Genomic DNA, 16,674 nt, shown 5'->3' with positions numbered 1-16,674 from the left:
CGGTCAGTCTTCCACGATTGCGGAAACCAAATCTTCACCGGAGGCTCGAACATTCCCCACTCTGGGGTCCACCGGATGCATGGTGAGCTGATCCGCGACGGAAATGGCGCGGTCAGCGAAAGATTCCACCAACGCTTGATCGACGAGGGTAGTTTCCGAAAGCCATTCGGAAACATCCTGCTTTGCCATGAACACCGGCATCCGATCGTGCAGATTCACCATCTGTTCACCGACCGAATCACGCGTGAGGATCGTGGCGGAGAGCAACCACTCCTCTTCCGGGGTCTTCCACCACTCATAGAGACCGGCAAAGAGCAGCAGCGATTTGTCCGCCGGATAGATGAAATACGGCTGCTTTTTACCATCCGCGCGTTTACGCCACTCGTAGTAACCATCGACGGGAATCACCCCGCGACGTTGCTTCACCGCTTCACGAAAAGTTGGTTTTGCGGCGGCTGTCTCGCTGCGGGCATTGATAGCGCGCACCCCGACGGAAATATCTTTTGCCCAGCGTGGAATAAGGCCCCAACGGGCAAGCTCCAGTCGGCGGATGCCTTTGGCATCGACCACGAGCGGGATGCGGTTGGTCGGGGCGACGTTATAGGACTGCGGAATCGGCTCTTCCGAAACCTGCTCAACCTCGAGCTCTACGGCGAGTTCCGCACTCGCACGGGCCACCACAAATCTGCCACACACGAGGTCAGCGTAACGCGACAGGTGTTAATCCGCATCCGAAGTTGTGATGTCATCCGCGAAGCGGCGGCTGAGCCAGCGCTTGACGAGCCACACCACCACAAAGAACAGGACGATGATCGCGATGAAGATGTACCCCGCCCAACTTAACTGCTGGCTCAGCTGCTGATAGCTTGCGGTCGCGAGAGCGCCGACGGACACATAGGCGAGTGCCCAGATGATGCAGGCCGGCGCGGTCCAGGCCATGAACTTGCGATAGCTCATCCCGGCAATTCCCGCGGTGGCGGGTACGAGTGAATGAAACACGGGCAGAAAACGGGACACGAAGACCGCAAGGCCGCCACGATTTTCCAGAAAGGCCTCGGCCTTGACCCAGTCGTTCGGACCAATTTTGCGGCCAAACCAGGATTTCTTGATTGGTTCGCCGAGGAGTCTCCCCAGCCAAAAGCCGATCGTTTCGCCGATCAACGCGCCAATAATCCCCGCCGCAACAAGGCCCGCCCACATTCCCCAACTCGTGACTCCGGTCGCAGCAATCAGCAGCACCGAATCGCCGGGCACCACCAAGCCGATCAGGATGCTCGTCTCAAGCAGAATCGCCAGGCCCGCGATGAGGGTGACGACGACCGGATCCATCTGCTGCACGGTGCCGATGATCCAGTCGAGCAGAGTGTTGATCATCAGTTCAGCCTAGGAGCGGAACCTGGATGATTCGCTGAGGTTGCCAACACCTGCGCAATAGCGCCGTCACCTCGCTAAACTGGATAGGTTGCATCCGCACTTGTCGAAAGCCGCTTACCTTTCGAACGCCACTTTTCTGTCGAAAGAAGAATTGCAGTGACCGTTGAACGAGACGACGTCCAACCCGAAGAGACCTACGATTTTCGCCGCCTAGAGGCGAAGTGGCGTCCGGTCTGGGACGAGCTCGACCCCTTTGATACCTCGAAGTTCGAGGACGATCGCCCGCGCAAGTACGTGCTGGATATGTTCCCGTACCCCTCGGGTGATCTGCACATGGGGCACGCGGAGCAGTACGCGCTCGGCGATGCGGTCGCGCGCTACTGGCGCCACCGCGGTTTTCAGGTGCTGCACCCGATTGGCTGGGACTCCTTCGGTCTGCCGGCGGAAAACGCCGCGATTAAGCGCGGTGGCGAACCGCGTGAATGGACCTACGAAAACATCGCCCAGCAGCGCGACTCGATGCGCCGCTACGCCGCGAGCTTCGACTGGAACCGAGTGCTGCACACCTCCGACCCGGAGTACTACAAGTGGAACCAGTGGCTCTTCCTCAAGATGTACGAGAAGGGGCTGGCATACCGCAAGGAATCCAGCGTCAACTGGGACCCGGTCGACCAGACCGTGCTCGCGAACGAGCAGGTGCTTGCGGACGGCACGAGTGAGCGCTCTGGTGCGGTGGTCGTCAAGAAGAAGCTGACGCAGTGGTTCCTGCGGATCACCGACTACGCCGACCGACTGCTCGAGGACCTCGACCAGCTTGAGGGGAAGTGGCCCCACAAGGTGCTCACGATGCAGCGCAACTGGATTGGCCGTTCCTACGGTGCCGATGTGGAGTTCGCGATTGAGGGCCGGGATGAGCCGGTTTCGGTGTTCACCACCCGCCCCGACACGCTCTACGGTGCGACCTTCATGGTGGTCGCTCCCGATAGCGACCTCGCTGAAGAACTCGCCGCAGGTGCCTCCGAGGAAACTCAGCAGCGCTTCCGCGAGTACCTCACTCACACCCAGCAGATGGGCGCAATTGACCGCCAGAACGCGGACCGCCCGAAGACGGGTGTGTTCCTTGAGCGCTATGGCATCAACCCGCTTGACGGCTCGCGACTGCCGATTTGGACCTCAGACTATGTCCTCGCCGACTACGGTCACGGCGCGATCATGGCTGTGCCCGCGCACGACCAGCGTGACCTCGACTTCGCGCGCACCTTCGACTTGCCGATCAAGATTGTGGTTGAGCCCACCGAGGTTGAAGAGGGCGTCGAATACGACCCGGCAGTCACCGGGGTGGCGCTCGCGGGCGACGGCCAGCTGATTAACTCGGAAGAGCTCAACGGGCTCACCAAGGACGACGCGATCGCGAAGGCAATCGAGATTCTCGCTGAGCGCGGCACCGGTCGCGCGGCTAAGAATTACCGTCTGCGCGACTGGCTGATTTCCCGCCAGCGTTACTGGGGTACGCCCATCCCGATCGTCTACGACGAAGCGGACAACGAAATCCCGGTGCCCGAAGAACAGCTACCGGTGCGCCTGCCTGACGGCGAGGGACTCGACCTCAAGCCCAAGGGCTCTTCGCCGCTGGGAGCTGCGACCGAGTGGAAGACCGTGACGCTGCCCGATGGCAGCCCGGCAACGCGCGACACCGACACCATGGACACCTTCGTGGACTCCTCCTGGTACTTCCTGCGCTTCCTCTCGCCGAATAACGATGCCGAGCCCTTCGACCAGGAAGAGCTGAAGAAGTGGGCGCCGGTCGACCAGTACATCGGTGGTGTCGAGCACGCGATTCTGCACCTGCTCTACGCGCGCTTCATCACCAAAGTGCTCTACGATCTCGGCTACGTCTCCTTCACCGAGCCGTTCAGCGCGCTGCTGAACCAGGGCATGGTGGTGCTCAATGGCGCGAAGATGTCGAAGTCGAAGGGTAACTTCGTCAAGCTCGGCGACGAGCTGAACGAACACGGTGTGGATGCGGTGCGCACCACGATGCTCTTCGCCTCGCCTCCCGAGGAGGACGTGGACTGGGCCGACGTGTCGGTGTCAGGTTCCGGCAAGTTCCTCGCCCGCGCTTGGCGACTTGCGCATGACGTGACTTCTGAGCCTGGCGTGGACTTCACCACGGGGGCTCTGGAGCTGCGCCGGGTGACCGCACGCATCCTCGACGAGGTGCCGAAGCTTGGTGAGACGTTCAAGTACAACGTGATTATCGCGCGGCTGATGGAACTCACGAACGCTACCCGCAAGGCAATTGACGGTGGCGTGGGTGCGGCGGATCCTGCCGTGCGCGAGGCTGCCGAGACGGTCGCGATAATGCTCGACATGTTTGCGCCCTATGTTGCCGAAGACATGTGGCAGCAGCTCGGGCACGAACCTTCGGTGGCGCTCGTTGAGTGGCCGACCGCGGACCCGGCGCTGCTGGTGGAAGACTCGGTGACGGCCATCGTGCAGATTAACGGCAAGGTACGTGACTCCTTCGACGTTGCCCCGGACATCGACGAGGAAGAGTTCAAGAAGCTCGCCCTCGAAACTGCCGGTGCACAGCGCAATATCGAGGGTAAGCAGGTCGTCAAGATCATCGCGAAGGCCCCGAAGTTCGTGAACGTGGTCGTGAAGGGCTAGCTGCTCGATTCCTGGCGTGCTTTGCGGCTGTGGAAAGTTACCTATCCACAGCTGACTTGAGTCACTCACCGCTGCCACCCGCACGCTCGCTACATTGCCCGCGTGGACGAGAACATTAAGGTCAGCGACGAGGAGCTTGCGCAGCTCTTTGCAGATCCGCAGCGCCCGCGCTGGAAGTTGAGCGCCGGCGCTGCGGTGGTGCTGGGGCTAGTCGCCTGCGCGATCGTGGTGCTGATGCTCGCTCTGCAGCCGCGCTCTGCAGTGGGCGTTCCCGCGGCAGCCGGCCTCGCCACACCAACTCCGACCGCTGCGCCAGAAGTGTCCATGGACGTGCCCGCTGCGGGAACCTTGGTGCATGTCCTCGGCGCGGTGGAATCACCCGGTGTCTACGAACTGGGGCCTGACGCTCGAGTTGTCGACGCGATTGCGGCGGCAGGGGGTCTAGCGGATGATGCTGATACGGCGCAGATCAACCTTGCGCGTCCCGCCGTCGATGGGGAACAAATCTACGTCCCCAAGGTGGGCGAGACACCACCCGAAGCTCCGGGGGTGGCCGCCGAACCGGGAGCAAACGGCGGCGCAAATGGCGGCGCGAACGGTAGCGGGGCGGGTGACGGTGGCCTCGTAAACCTCAACACCGCGAGCGCAGCAGAACTCGAGACCCTGCCTCGAATTGGCCCGGCGATGGCCCAGCGAATCATCGACTATCGAGACGCCAACGGCGGCTTTTCTGCGATCGATGAGCTGAAAGAAGTCAGCGGCATCGGGGATGCGACCTTCGAGCAACTCGAACCGCTCGTCACCGTATGAGCACCGTCACCTGGGAGCGAGCGCCGGACTGGCGCTTGGTATTACCGGCGGTTGGTGCCTGGCTCGCAGCTTGGCTGGCAACGGAGTTTCCCAGCGCCGCGATGGCCCTCACCGTCGTGCTTCTGACGGTGACATTGCTCGCCATGCTCTTGATCCGCCGGCGAGCGTGGTTCGCCACGGTCTGCGTGGTCGCTGCCGCCGCGGCATTGGCAACGGGCACGGTCTCGGTTCGAGCTGAAGCGCGCGTGCCCGAAGTCATCTCTGCTGCCTTGGACTCCGGAGATCGCGTGGAACTGCGATTTGTGCTGGCGGGGTTACCCCGTGAGGGGAGTTATGGGCATCGGCTTCCCGCCACGGTCACCGCAATCGACGGCGTCACCACGCAAGCCCCGGTGTTGGTGTTCGCGGAACTGCCGGAGGAACGTCCCGGAATTGGCACGGAGATGGTGGTGGAGACGACGCTCAAGCCGACGGCCACCGGGGACGATGTTGTGGCGATGGCATTCGCAAACGAAACCCCTGAACTTTTCGCTCACCCGCATCCCATTCTTGAAGTCGGCAATACCTTGCGGGCCGGGTTTATTGCGCTCGCAGAGCAGCTTCCCGGAGCGGGCGCCATGCTCGTTCCCGGTCTTGCCGTGGGCGACGAATCCCTCGTGGACGACCAACTGGATCAAGCCATGAAAGTGAGCTCACTGTCTCATTTGACCGCTGTATCCGGTTCGAATATCGCGCTCATCGTGATCGGAATCGTCGCCTTCGGACGATTACTCGGCTGGTCTCGACCGGTGCGAATCGCCGCCGCGGGGTTCGCGCTCGCGGGGTTTGTGTTGCTTGTGACTCCCCAAGGCTCGGTGATTCGGGCCGCTGCGATGGCCGTGATCGTGCTCGCATTGGAAAGCTTCTCAAGGCCGGTATCGGGTGTGCCCGTGTTGGGGCTCGCGGTGATCGCCTTGTTGGTTGCCGACCCCTGGATTTCCCACGACTACGGGTTCGCCCTGTCCGCAGCAGCCACCGCGGGCCTGCTGATCGGCACTCGTCCGGTCGCCAAATGGCTTGAACGTTGGTTGCCGCCGTCGATAGCGTTGCTCATTGCCGTGCCGTTGGTCGCACAACTGGCCTGTCAGCCCATCCTGCTGATGCTCGATCCAAGGCTTCCCGTTTACGGCGTCATTGCGAATCTACTTGCCGCGCCCGCCGCTCCTGTCGCGACCGTGGTTGGGCTATTTGCCTGCCTCATTGGCGCCCTGGTACCGCCAATAGGTTTGGCAGTCGCGTGGGTAGCGTGGTTACCCGCCCAATGGATCGCACTCATCGCACAGACTGTGGAACGCCTTCCGGGCGCCGCGGTGCCGTGGTTCTCAGGAACCTTTGGAGTATTGAGCTGGGTCGTGCTCTGTACCGCACTCGCATTACTTGCACCCAAGCGCGTGCCAATCCGTTGGAAGCAAGCCATCGTGGTCGGCCTCAGCTTCTCACTGCTGATCGTCATCACCCAATCGACTCTTGCAATGCTCCAGCGGCCGACAGATTGGCGAGTGGTCGCGTGCGATATCGGGCAGGGGGATGCACTCCTTGTCCGCAGTGGGGACGCAACCGTGTTGATCGACACCGGTGAGGATGCTGAGGCACTTCACGCATGCTTCGCTGAGTTTGGAGTCGATCAGCTAGACCTGCTCATCCTCAGCCATTTCGATCGCGACCATTCCGGTGCCGTGGCCGATTTGCGCATCCCCGTCACCGCAGCCTGGCTCCCCGACACCAACGAAGCCCGGGCGGAACCCGTCACCGCCACGCTGCAGCTTGCGGGGATTGCCGTGTATTTCGGCGCACGAGGAGACTCGTTGGCGCTGGGAGATATGTCCTGGCAGGTGCTGAGCCCCGAACGGAAAGCTGACGGGGCACCGTCCTCCGCGACTGGCAATGACTCCAGTCTCACGGTCTTGGCACAGCCCACCGCATCCTGCACGAGTAGCTGTCTCAGTCTGGTGGCGCTTGGCGATCTCGGAGAATCTGCGCAAGCACCACTTCTTGAGCTGCCGGTGGCCGCCGATATCGTCAAGGTCTCTCATCACGGCTCCCGCGACCAAAACGCGGCGCTCTACGCACTCATTGCCGCCCGAGTCGGACTGATTTCCGTCGGTGCGGGAAACGGCTACGGCCATCCCACCGAAGAAGCACTCGACATGCTGACCGCCGCAGGTACAACTCACTTTAGGACCGACACCCAGGGCCACCTCGCGGTCTTTGGCGACGGCGATGCCCTGCGCGTTTGGGTCTCGAAGCCGGGTTCGGTAGACGAGTAGTGCCGACCTATACGAACGCGCTCATCCCCGTGAGCTGGCGGCCCACGATCAGCGACTGCACCGTGTCGGTGCCCTCGTAAGTGTGGATAGCTTCGATGTCGAGCAGGTGCCGGATCACGTGCCGTTCGAGCAGGATGCCGTTGCCGCCGAGCATGTCGCGGGCATCGGATGCGATGGCTCGCGCGAGCCGGGTGTTATTCACTTTCGCCATGGATGCGCGGGTCGCATCGAGCTTGCCCTCGCGTTCGAGCTCAGCGATCCGACGGCAGTGCAGTTGCATGGTCGTCAGCTGCATCGACATATTGGCGAGCCGCTGCTGAATAATCTGCGATTTCGCGAGGGGTCGGCCGAACTGCTCGCGGGTCTTGGCATGTTCGAGTGCGATCTCAAAGCAGGCGGTGGCATGCCCCAGTGCCGACCAGGCAACGCTGCTGCGGGTGGCTGATAGCACGCGGGTGGTGTCCTTGAAGGACGTTGCACCGGGGAGCCGGGCCGACTCCGGCACCCGCACATCACGGAAGGTGATCGCGGCTTGATCGATCGCGCGCATCGCAGCTTTTCCGCGGATGCGTTCGGCGTCATACCCGGGCAGGTCTTGTTCCACGAGGAAGGCATTGACCTCGCCGGTATCCGATGCGCGGGCCCAGACTACGGTCACACCGCCCGAGCTACCGTTGCCGATCCAACGTTTTTCGCCGTTGATAATCCAGTCATCGCCCTCGCGCCGAGCGGAAGTTTCGAGGCTCACCGAATCCGAACCGTGTTGTGGCTCCGTCAACGCGAACGACCCGAGTACTCGACCGGATGCGATGGGGCTTGCCCATTTCGCCTGCTGTTCCGGCGTGCCATAGAGCATCACGCAGCGCAGCGCCAGCCCACCCTGAACCGCCAGCACCGTGCTCATAGAACCGTCCGCTCGTGACAGCTCCATGGTCACGAGCCCCGCGCCGAGCGGCGAAAGCTTCGCGTGACCGGGAATATCGAGACCGTCAATGAACAGATCCAGCTCACCCATCCGGCGAACAAACTCCAGCGGATACTCGCCGTGCTGCCAGTGATCGTTGATGCTCGGCAGGATCTCTGCGCCGAACTGGCGAGCACGGGCCCAAGCCGCAGCATCCTCACCCGTGACATCCGAAAACAGATCGTAATAGTCGCTTGCGGCGTCGAAAACCCGATCGTTCATCCTGCTGCCCCCTCGCGTCCTGCAGCGAGCTACGACGCTCACTGTGCCTTGTCTCAAGCGTGCCACAAGCCACGGACATTCTTGGTGAGTCCCAGTGTGGATAGCGATCCGATGATGTCGGCACCTCCCGTACCATTGAGGTCGGTTAGGAGGCCAAGTGGCAGCAACAAAGGGGCGCGGCAAGGCGAGCACAAAATCGCGCATCCCGCAGGTGCATTGGCGTGAGGTGCGACCGGCACCGGTGGTGCTTGTTTCGGGGCCCGAAGATTTCTTCGCATCCGAAGCGATCACCGGACTGCGAACGATCCTGCGCACCGAGGACCCATCGCTCGAGGTTCACGAACTGGATGCTTCTTCTTATGCACCAGGTGAACTTACGACTCTGGTGAGCCCATCGCTATTTATGGAGCCGCGACTTGTGATCGCCGACCGGGTGCATCAGACGGTGGATGCGTTCTTGCAGGAAGCATTGGCCTACGTCGAAGCGCCCATTGAAGGCACCACCCTCATTCTTCGCCATGCCTCCGGAGTGCGCGGCAAAAAGCTGCTCGATACCGTCCGCGCAATGCCGGATGCGATCGAAATTCCCTGTCTCGCACTTAAAGCGAATGAACTTTTTGACTTCACGATGGCGGAGTTCCGCTCGCAGCGGCGGCGTGCCGAACCGCAGGCGGTGCAGGCGCTCGTCGCGGCCTTCAGCAACGACCTCGCCGAGCTTGCGGCGGCGTGCCGACAGCTGATGAGCGTCTCCGGTGATGAGGATATCACCGCGGAACTCGTCGAGCGCTACTACGGTGGCCGCGTCGAGACCACCGGGTTCAAGATCGCTGACAGCGCGATCGCCGGGCGTCTCGCTGAGGCCTTGCTGTTGGTGCGGTCGGGCCTTGACACCGGACTCAATGCGGTACCGATCGTCGCCGCCTTCGCCATGAAACTGCGGATGATGGCAAAGGTCTACGGTCTCGGCGGTTCGGATGCGCAGGTCGCCAAGCTCGTCGGCGGTGCACCCTGGCAGATCGGCCAGGCCCGTCGAGAATCTCGCGGTTGGAGCGAGCCAGAACTTGCAAACGCAATCATGCTTGTGGCCGAAACCGATCACCTCGTGAAAGGTGGTTCGCGGTCGCCGGAGTACGCCGTCGAGCGGCTCGTGCGCTGCGTCGCCTCGAGGGATTTCAGCCGCGCGTAGCTCGGTGCAGCCACGCCGCAGGTCGGAGGCCGCAGCCGTCGTTGACGCCCGGGGAATTATGGTGGGGGAGTGACCATCAGCAAGCCAGCCGCACGCATCCAGCTCGAAGAGGGCCTCGAGCGCACCTGTGGTATTGACTACTCGTCCCAGGGGCTACCGACATCCGGCGAATCGCCGCGACACTCTGCCGTGTTAATACTCTTTGGCGAGCTCGATGATGTCGATGCCGAGGCGCACTGCAGCAGTGTCTCGGATGACCTCGATGTCTTGCTCACTCGCCGGGCCGCGCACATGCGCCATCATCCGGGGCAGATCGCGTTTCCAGGCGGCGGCGCAGAACCCGGTGACGCCGATGAAATTGCGACCGCGTTGCGCGAAGCAGAAGAGGAAACCGGGCTCGACCCCGCGGGCGTGGACATACTTGGCACACTCACCCCGACCTATATGCAGGTGAGCAATAACCTCGTCACCCCGGTGATTGGTTGGTGGCGCAGGACAAGCCCGGTGCGTGCCGATCAAAGCGAATCGCACGAGGTGATGAGAGTTCCAGTAGCAGACCTCTTGAACCCGGCAGCGCGGGGAGTATCGGTGCTGCAACACGAATCCCGCACATTCCGTGGGGCAGCCTTCCAGCTGCCGGCGCGGTTTGGTGGCGACATTGTGTGGGGCTTCACCGGGATGCTGTTATCGAGCATCTTCGACGGTGTCGGCTGGGCCGAACCCTGGTCGCGCGAACGGGAATTCCCGGTCAAACCTGGTCGCAGCTAATCGCGGTTGAGGATCTCTAGATTCGGCCCGGAAATGAAAAACCCGTCTGCGGAGACGTGAAAACACACCTGCCGCAATGGGAAAACGGTGGGGCCCCGGTCACAGTGACCGGGGCCCCACCGAAAAGTACCTGTGTACTTGCTCAGCTTTACTTGCTCAGCGCAGCAACCTGCTTGGCGATTGCCGACTTACGGTTCTTCGCCTGGTTCTTGTGGATGACACCCTTCGAGACTGCCTTGTCGAGCTTCTTCGAAGCGAGTGCGAGAGCGGTCTGTGCCTGCTCTACCTCGCCAGCCTCAACTGCGCGGCGGACGTTGCGGATGACGGTGCGCAGCTCCGACTTGTACGCACGGTTGCGCTCGGTTGCCTTGCGGTTGGTGCCAATGCGCTTGATCTTCGACTTGATGTTTGCCAACGTTAAATCTTTCCTGGAAATGAAATATGAACTTCACGCCCTGCGGGTAGAGGGACCGCGAGGCGCATCGCGTCGAGTGGGGTACGCGTAAGCCAAAGCAAAATCTTACCAGTACCCCAGCCCGATGCAACGCATTTCCGTGATCAATTCTCCGAGGCTCGGGACTTCTTCGCCTGTTCGGCCGCGGCTTTCTCCGCAGCCTTCACTGCTGCCCGCTGCTCATCCACGAACTGCTGATGCGCTTCGCCCGGGATCCAGCCCTTGTTGACCACCCGGACCTGCCAAAGAATAGCAAGCACAAGCAGCACGAGACCAATCACGAGCGCGAGGACGGCACCAACGGCCACCGAATCGACTTGGACGGACAAACCGATGAGGGAGCCGAACCAACCAAAGTCGGCGTCGCCGAAGGTCGACCCGGTCAGGCCCACACTTGCCATGACCTGGTACAGGATGGCCGGGAAGATCGTGATGATCAGACCGTTCACGAAACCACCGAGCACCGCACCGCGACGACCGCCGGTTGCGTTGCCGTAGACGCCGGCACCACCACCGGTGAAGAAGTGCGGCACCATGCCGGGCAGGATGAGCGCGAGGCCGAAGGCCGGGCCCAGCCAAACCGCCAGCACGAGCAGCATCACCAAGCCACCGACGAAGGAGGAGATGAAGCCGATGAGCACGGCATTCTGGCCGTAGGGGAACACGATCGGGATATCCAGAGCCGCCTTGGCTCCTGGCACAACCTTCTTCGCAATGCCCTGGAAAGCCGGGATCAGCTCACCCAGGAAGGTGCGCACACCGTAGAGGATGACCGAAACACCCACACCGAACATCAGACCTTGCATGAGCGCATTCATGATGAACGCACCGCCGTCTTCCGAACCGGGCATGTATTGATATGCGTCGGGGCCAAGGGCGATGAGTCCCCAGATCGCGAACACGAGGTAGATCAGCACCATCGACAGTGCGGTCGCGACCATTGAATCCCGAAGGAACGCCAAACCCTTCGGGAATTTGATGTCTTCGGTGGATTTGGAATTCTTTCCAACTGCGTGACCGACGGCACCTGCAGCGATGTACCCGACCGTCCCGAAGTGTCCGATTGCGATGGTGTCATTGCCCGTGACTCGTTTCGTCCACGGCTGCGCAAAGGCCGGCATCACAACCATCATGATTGCCAGCAGCACCGCGCCGACAATGACCGAGAGCCACAGGTTCTCCGCGCCGAAGCCAATCGACAGCAGCACGGCCAACATCATGGCCATGAATACCATGTGGTGTCCGGTGAGGAAGACGTAGTTCAGGGGCGTGAAGCGGGCGATCAGCAGCATGAGCACAAACCCGATCGCGAGAATATAGGCGCTCGCGGCGCCGAATTGCTCGGCTGCCATTGCGGTGATCACTTCATTGGTGGGGACCACCCCTTCGGCGCCGGTAACGGCGAGCACAAGTCCGCCGAGCGGGTCGAGGGCTGCTACGACAACGCCCGCGCCAGCTCCCAGAATCAGGAAGCCAAGCGTGGCCTTGAGCGCCCCGCCAATGACTTGGCCGGCACTCTTTTTGAGTGCGATAAGGCCGATTGCGACGATGATGCCGACGAGGTACGCCGGCACGTTCAGAATCTGTTGTCCGATGAATTCAAGAATGACGACTAGCCAGTCCACCTTGATCACCTTTACTTTCTGGCGCAACTCACCGGCGCCGGGATGGTTACAGGTTCAGCCCCTGCTGGAGCTTTTCTTGCACCTCGGCCTGGTCGACGAAGTTGTCGACCACGATGATCGGGGTGTCGATGTCGCCCAGCTGCTCTACGAGTTCGCTGCTGGTCATGACGAGGTCGGCACTTGCCGCCGCGCCGCGAGCCGAGGAAATGTCGGCGGCCTCGACGTCGCCCTCAATGCCGAGGGTTTCGAGTGCCTGGTCGATGTTCATTTTGAGGAGTACCGAGGTGCCGATACCCATGCCACACACTGCGATGATTTTCATGCTGCTCCTTAATTACTGTTCCCGCTATTCACCGAGCAGGGCTGCGCGGATCTCTTCGGGGTCGTTGGATGCGCGTAGCCGCGCGAGTACTTCCGGGGTCGCCAACACGCGAGCCAGTTTCGACATCACTTGAATGTGTGAGTCGTGGTCGAGCGCGGCGAGGCCAACCACGAGGTCGACCGGGTCGTTGGCCTCACTACCAAACTCCACCGGCTGGGCGAGGGTGACCCAGCTCAGACCAGTGTGGTGTACCGCTTCAGAGGGTCTTGCGTGCGCGAGTGCGAACCCCGGGGCGATGACCATATAGGGGCCAAGCTCCTCGACGGTCTGCACCATTGCTGCGGTGTAGTCCTCTGTCGTGGCGCCGCTTTCGACGAGTAGATCACCACTGATCGTGATGGCTTGTTGCCAGTTACTCGCTTCGGCGTTGAATCGGATTGCGGATGCTGGAAGGACATCGTCGGACATGGTCGTCCTATTCGCGATTGATCTGGGATAATTAGGGTCAAGTTTACTTCAGTAATAGGAAAATCAGTGGTCTTGTTGTGCGTTGCTTACTCATGTCTCAGTTCGTGGGACAATGACAGACACCATGCCGAACACGCCGAAAATCTTGCAGCCGCTCGAAACTCCCGCCGAGCGCATCCGAAACTTCTGCATCATCGCTCACATTGACCACGGGAAATCCACCCTGGCTGACCGAATGCTGCAACTGACGGGTTCCGTTGAGGATCGCGTCATGCGGGCCCAATACCTCGACAAGATGGATCTCGAACGCGAGCGTGGGATCACCATCAAGTCGCAAGCCGTGCGCATGCCCTGGCATATCGAGGGTGAGGACTACATCCTCAACATGATCGACACGCCCGGCCACGTGGACTTCTCCTATGAGGTATCCCGGTCGCTCGCGGCATGCGAGGGTGCAATTCTGTTGGTGGATGCGGCCCAGGGGATTGAAGCTCAGACGCTCGCGAACCTCTATTTGGCGCTCGAGAACGACCTCGAAGTCATCCCCGTGCTCAACAAGATCGACCTGCCTTCGGCCGACCCCGAGCGCTACGCGGCGGAGATTGCCAACCTCATCGGTGGCGAGCCAGAGGATGTCCTGCGCGTCTCCGGGAAGACCGGCGACGGGGTGAAAGAGCTGCTCGATGTCATCGTGGATCGGTTACCCGCGCCAAAGGGTGAGCTGGATGCAGCCCCTCGCGCCATGATTTTCGACTCGGTCTATGACACGTACCGCGGCGTGGTGACGTACGTGCGAATGATCGACGGCAAGTTGCGCAACGGCGAGAAGATCCAGATGGTCTCGACGGGTGCATCCCACGATCTGCTCGAAATGGGAGTCTCCGCACCCGAACCGCGCACCGCGAAGGGGCTCGCCGTCGGTGAGGTGGGCTATCTCATCACCGGCGTGAAGGATGTGCGGCAATCGCGTGTGGGTGACACCGTCACCGCGGCAAAGAACCCAGCCACTGACGCACTCGCTGGCTTCGTTGAGCCGAAGCCGATGGTGTACTCGGGGCTCTACCCGATTGATGCGGGTGACTATCCGGAGCTTCGCGAAGCACTCGACAAACTCAAGCTCGAGGATGCGGCGCTCCTCTACGAGCCGGAGACCTCGGTCGCGCTTGGCTTTGGGTTCCGGGTGGGGTTCCTCGGCCTATTGCACCTGGAGATCATCACCGAGCGACTCTCGCGCGAGTTCGACCTCGACCTCATCACCACGGCCCCTTCGGTGACCTATGACGTCGTCACCGAAGACGGCAATACGCACCACGTCACTAACCCCTCGGAGTTCCCGGAGGGGAAGATTACCGAGGTGCGCGAACCCGTCGTGCGCGCATCCATCCTGGTGCCAAAGGAATACATCGGCAAGGTGATGGAACTGTGCGAGTCTCGTCGCGGCAGCCTGATTTCGATGGACTATCTCTCGGAAGAGCGCGTCGAGCTTCGGTACACGCTGCCGCTGGGTGAGATTGTGTTTGACTTCTTTGACCAGCTGAAGTCGCGCACCCAGGGCTACGCTTCGCTCGACTATGAGCCGGTTGGCGATCAGGCTGCTGACCTCGTCAAGGTCGACATCCTGCTGCAGGGCGAGAAGGTGGATGCGTTCAGTGCGATCGTGCACAAGGACAACGCCTATTCTTACGGCACCATGATGGCCGAGCGCCTGCGCAAGCTGATCCCAAGGCAGCAGTTTGAGGTGCCGATTCAGGCGGCGATTGGTGCGCGCATTATTGCTCGTGAGAACATCCGCGCGATCCGCAAGGACGTGCTTGCTAAGTGCTACGGCGGTGACATTTCGCGTAAGCGCAAGCTGCTGGAGAAGCAGAAGGAAGGCAAGAAGCGCATGAAGATGGTCGGTCGTGTCGAAGTGCCGCAGGAAGCCTTCATTGCCGCGCTCTCGGGTGACGTGGAGACCAAGGGCAAGTAGGCCGAGCAACGCGCATGCAGTGCCGCGGCGCTAGAAGATTGTCAGAGGCGGCACTGCGAGCAGCAGAACACTGCCGCCGAGGACGAGCACGCGCGGCCCAACCTCGAGCGGTTGTGGAGCGGCTAAGAGTCGCTCCACCCGCCGTCCCACTGGATTTTCTATCGGCGGTGCGGCCCACAGCAGTTTCACCATGCGACGCAGCCAGCTCTCCGGCGCACTGCCCGTGTGCTGCGCGGTCCGCACTGCACGCGTGTTGACCTCGCCGTGCAATGCAGCACCCGGCGAGGTTTGCTGTCCGAGCGCGACAACTTGAACCGCCTCGATCAGCGCTTGGCGTGAGACGTGCCGTAATGCGAGATCGTCGGCGAGCATTTCAATGAGCAGTGCAATCGACTGCTGCGCGCGGTTGGCAATGGGGAACCACGGCAGCGCGTTTGCCCACGCCGCAAACACCGTCAGTACGACCGTGTGGCGCTGCTCCAGGTGGGCGCGCTCGTGGGCAATCACGGCATCCAGTTGCTCGTCGGTGAGCTGGCGGACAAGCCCTTCCGAAACGACGGTCATATCGGTCATCAGCCCCGGCAGGCAGTAGGCGAAAGGGGCGTCAGCGGCAATTTGGCGGGTGTTGTATTGGCCGGGAACCGGCGTGCTGAGCAGTTCGATGAGCTGGCGGTGTCGTCGATGCTGACGAATGGTGCGCGTGGTGGTCGTGATGAGGTTCAAGATGAGATGCGCGAATAGCAACGCCGCCAAACACAGCGCCCCGGCGTGCGGAAAGCCAAATCCGTGCGGAAAGTCACCCACCCAGAGGCTGCCGTCGAAGGTCCGCCCCAAGAAGTTGGTAATTGCGGGAGCGAGGGAATCACCAAAGGGTGCGAGCCCAAACAGCAGCAATGAACTGAGCATCGAAAAACCACCCGCAAGGGCGATGGTTTGCCAGAGCACGAGGGTGATGGCGGGGGAGCGGGTGGTCCATTCGGCGCGCGAGAGCGCAATCGGCACCGGCCACGCCAGCGTTACCGCGAGCGCCGCCAGTCCGATTGACAGCGGTAGCACTGAGTGATTACTTCGCGAGCAGTTTTCGCAGCAGCTCTGCTTCGCCGTCGCCAACGCGCCCAACGAAACGAGCGAGGACGGCGTCGCGCTGGCCGCTGGTGGCGAGCGCCTCGTGCATGAGATCGGCCAGGTAGTCAGCCTGGGAACGTACCGGCTGATAGCGGTGGGGTCGAGCATCCCGTTCGCGGGAGACGAGCTGCTTCTTTTCGAGTCGGCTCAGCACCGTAAGTACGGTGGTGATCGCCGGATACGGCTTTCCGTTGGCACCGGTTTCACCGGTGTCGAGTTGGTCGCGAAGCTCGATCGCTGATTGCGGGGCTTGCGCTTGCCACAGCAACTCCATGAGTCGCTTTTCCAACTCACCCATGTTTCGTGCCACTGCTGTCGAACTCCTTCTTCCGAGCGCTGCTGTTCACGGTGCTGCGATCACCGTGACTCGCGCAACTTCTACGCCACGTAGAAATCCAGTTCTATTTGCTG

15 protein-coding genes are annotated in these 16,674 nt (G+C 61.6%); 6 read left to right on the top strand and 9 right to left on the bottom strand.

Features of this window, described 5'->3' with window-relative positions:
• Positions 1-3: 3 nt before the first annotated feature.
• Positions 4-696 carry an SOS response-associated peptidase gene (locus F8O05_RS11255; RefSeq protein WP_158052844.1) on the bottom strand — a complete coding sequence of 231 codons (693 nt, stop codon included), beginning with the start codon at positions 694-696 and terminating at the stop codon, positions 4-6.
• A gap of 24 nt (positions 697-720) precedes the next feature.
• A complete protein-coding gene (locus F8O05_RS11250) occupies positions 721-1,374 on the bottom strand; it encodes a DedA family protein (RefSeq protein WP_192497149.1) in 654 nt (217 codons plus the stop codon).
• A gap of 156 nt (positions 1,375-1,530) precedes the next feature.
• Here F8O05_RS11250 and leuS point away from each other — a divergent pair, with 156 nt between their 5' ends.
• From leuS to F8O05_RS11235, 3 genes are all read left to right on the top strand, one after another.
• Positions 1,531-4,044, top strand: coding sequence for a leucine--tRNA ligase (gene leuS, locus F8O05_RS11245; protein WP_192497148.1), 2,514 nt, complete (start codon positions 1,531-1,533; stop codon positions 4,042-4,044).
• A gap of 102 nt (positions 4,045-4,146) precedes the next feature.
• Positions 4,147-4,854 (top strand): helix-hairpin-helix domain-containing protein, encoded by a 708-nt coding sequence (locus tag F8O05_RS11240; RefSeq protein WP_225735872.1) that lies wholly within the window; start codon positions 4,147-4,149, stop codon positions 4,852-4,854.
• Positions 4,851-7,160: a ComEC/Rec2 family competence protein gene (locus F8O05_RS11235; RefSeq protein ID WP_158052842.1), complete on the top strand. Its 2,310-nt coding sequence runs from the start codon at positions 4,851-4,853 to the stop codon at positions 7,158-7,160. The genes F8O05_RS11240 and F8O05_RS11235 overlap by 4 nt, the downstream gene beginning before the upstream one ends.
• A 7-nt stretch (positions 7,161-7,167) precedes the next feature.
• Here F8O05_RS11235 and F8O05_RS11230 read toward each other — a convergent pair whose 3' ends face one another.
• Positions 7,168-8,346, bottom strand: coding sequence for an acyl-CoA dehydrogenase family protein (locus F8O05_RS11230; protein ID WP_158052841.1), 1,179 nt, complete (start codon positions 8,344-8,346; stop codon positions 7,168-7,170).
• A 157-nt stretch (positions 8,347-8,503) separates the two neighbouring features.
• On the opposite strand from F8O05_RS11230, the gene holA reads away from it, so the two are divergent.
• Positions 8,504-9,532: a DNA polymerase III subunit delta gene (gene holA, locus F8O05_RS11225; protein ID WP_158052840.1), complete on the top strand. Its 1,029-nt coding sequence runs from the start codon at positions 8,504-8,506 to the stop codon at positions 9,530-9,532.
• A 69-nt stretch (positions 9,533-9,601) separates the two neighbouring features.
• Positions 9,602-10,300 (top strand): NUDIX hydrolase, encoded by a 699-nt coding sequence (locus tag F8O05_RS11220; protein ID WP_225735871.1) that lies wholly within the window; start codon positions 9,602-9,604, stop codon positions 10,298-10,300.
• A gap of 148 nt (positions 10,301-10,448) precedes the next feature.
• Here the strand turns inward: F8O05_RS11220 and rpsT are convergent, their stop codons facing one another.
• From rpsT to F8O05_RS11200, 4 genes are all read right to left on the bottom strand, one after another.
• Positions 10,449-10,715: a 30S ribosomal protein S20 gene (gene rpsT, locus F8O05_RS11215; RefSeq protein ID WP_158052839.1), complete on the bottom strand. Its 267-nt coding sequence runs from the start codon at positions 10,713-10,715 to the stop codon at positions 10,449-10,451.
• Between the two features lie 143 nt (positions 10,716-10,858).
• The gene (locus F8O05_RS11210; protein WP_158052838.1) at positions 10,859-12,379 is read right to left on the bottom strand and encodes a PTS ascorbate transporter subunit IIC; all 1,521 of its coding nucleotides are present in this window, start codon (positions 12,377-12,379) and stop codon (positions 10,859-10,861) included.
• A gap of 46 nt (positions 12,380-12,425) precedes the next feature.
• The gene (locus F8O05_RS11205) at positions 12,426-12,701 is read right to left on the bottom strand and encodes a PTS sugar transporter subunit IIB (RefSeq protein WP_158052837.1); all 276 of its coding nucleotides are present in this window, start codon (positions 12,699-12,701) and stop codon (positions 12,426-12,428) included.
• A 24-nt stretch (positions 12,702-12,725) separates the two neighbouring features.
• Positions 12,726-13,169 (bottom strand): PTS sugar transporter subunit IIA, encoded by a 444-nt coding sequence (locus F8O05_RS11200; protein ID WP_158052836.1) that lies wholly within the window; start codon positions 13,167-13,169, stop codon positions 12,726-12,728.
• Positions 13,170-13,293: 124 nt separating this feature from the next.
• Between F8O05_RS11200 and lepA the strand changes: the two genes are divergently transcribed.
• Complete coding sequence (gene lepA / locus F8O05_RS11195) at positions 13,294-15,138, top strand: translation elongation factor 4 (RefSeq protein WP_158052835.1); 1,845 nt, start codon at positions 13,294-13,296, stop codon at positions 15,136-15,138.
• 30 nt (positions 15,139-15,168) lie between these two features.
• Here lepA and F8O05_RS11190 read toward each other — a convergent pair whose 3' ends face one another.
• Both F8O05_RS11190 and F8O05_RS11185 read right to left on the bottom strand, forming a co-directional pair.
• Positions 15,169-16,194, bottom strand: a complete 1,026-nt coding sequence (locus tag F8O05_RS11190; protein WP_158052834.1) for a M56 family metallopeptidase — start codon at positions 16,192-16,194, stop codon at positions 15,169-15,171.
• Positions 16,195-16,201: 7 nt separating this feature from the next.
• Positions 16,202-16,561, bottom strand: coding sequence for a BlaI/MecI/CopY family transcriptional regulator (locus F8O05_RS11185; protein WP_158052918.1), 360 nt, complete (start codon positions 16,559-16,561; stop codon positions 16,202-16,204).
• Between the last annotated feature and the right edge of the window lie 113 nt (positions 16,562-16,674).

This window comes from Gulosibacter chungangensis (assembly GCF_008831155.1).
Taxonomy (GTDB): Bacteria; Actinomycetota; Actinomycetes; order Actinomycetales; family Microbacteriaceae; genus Gulosibacter; species Gulosibacter chungangensis.
This window is presented reverse-complemented; position numbering and strand designations above follow the sequence as displayed.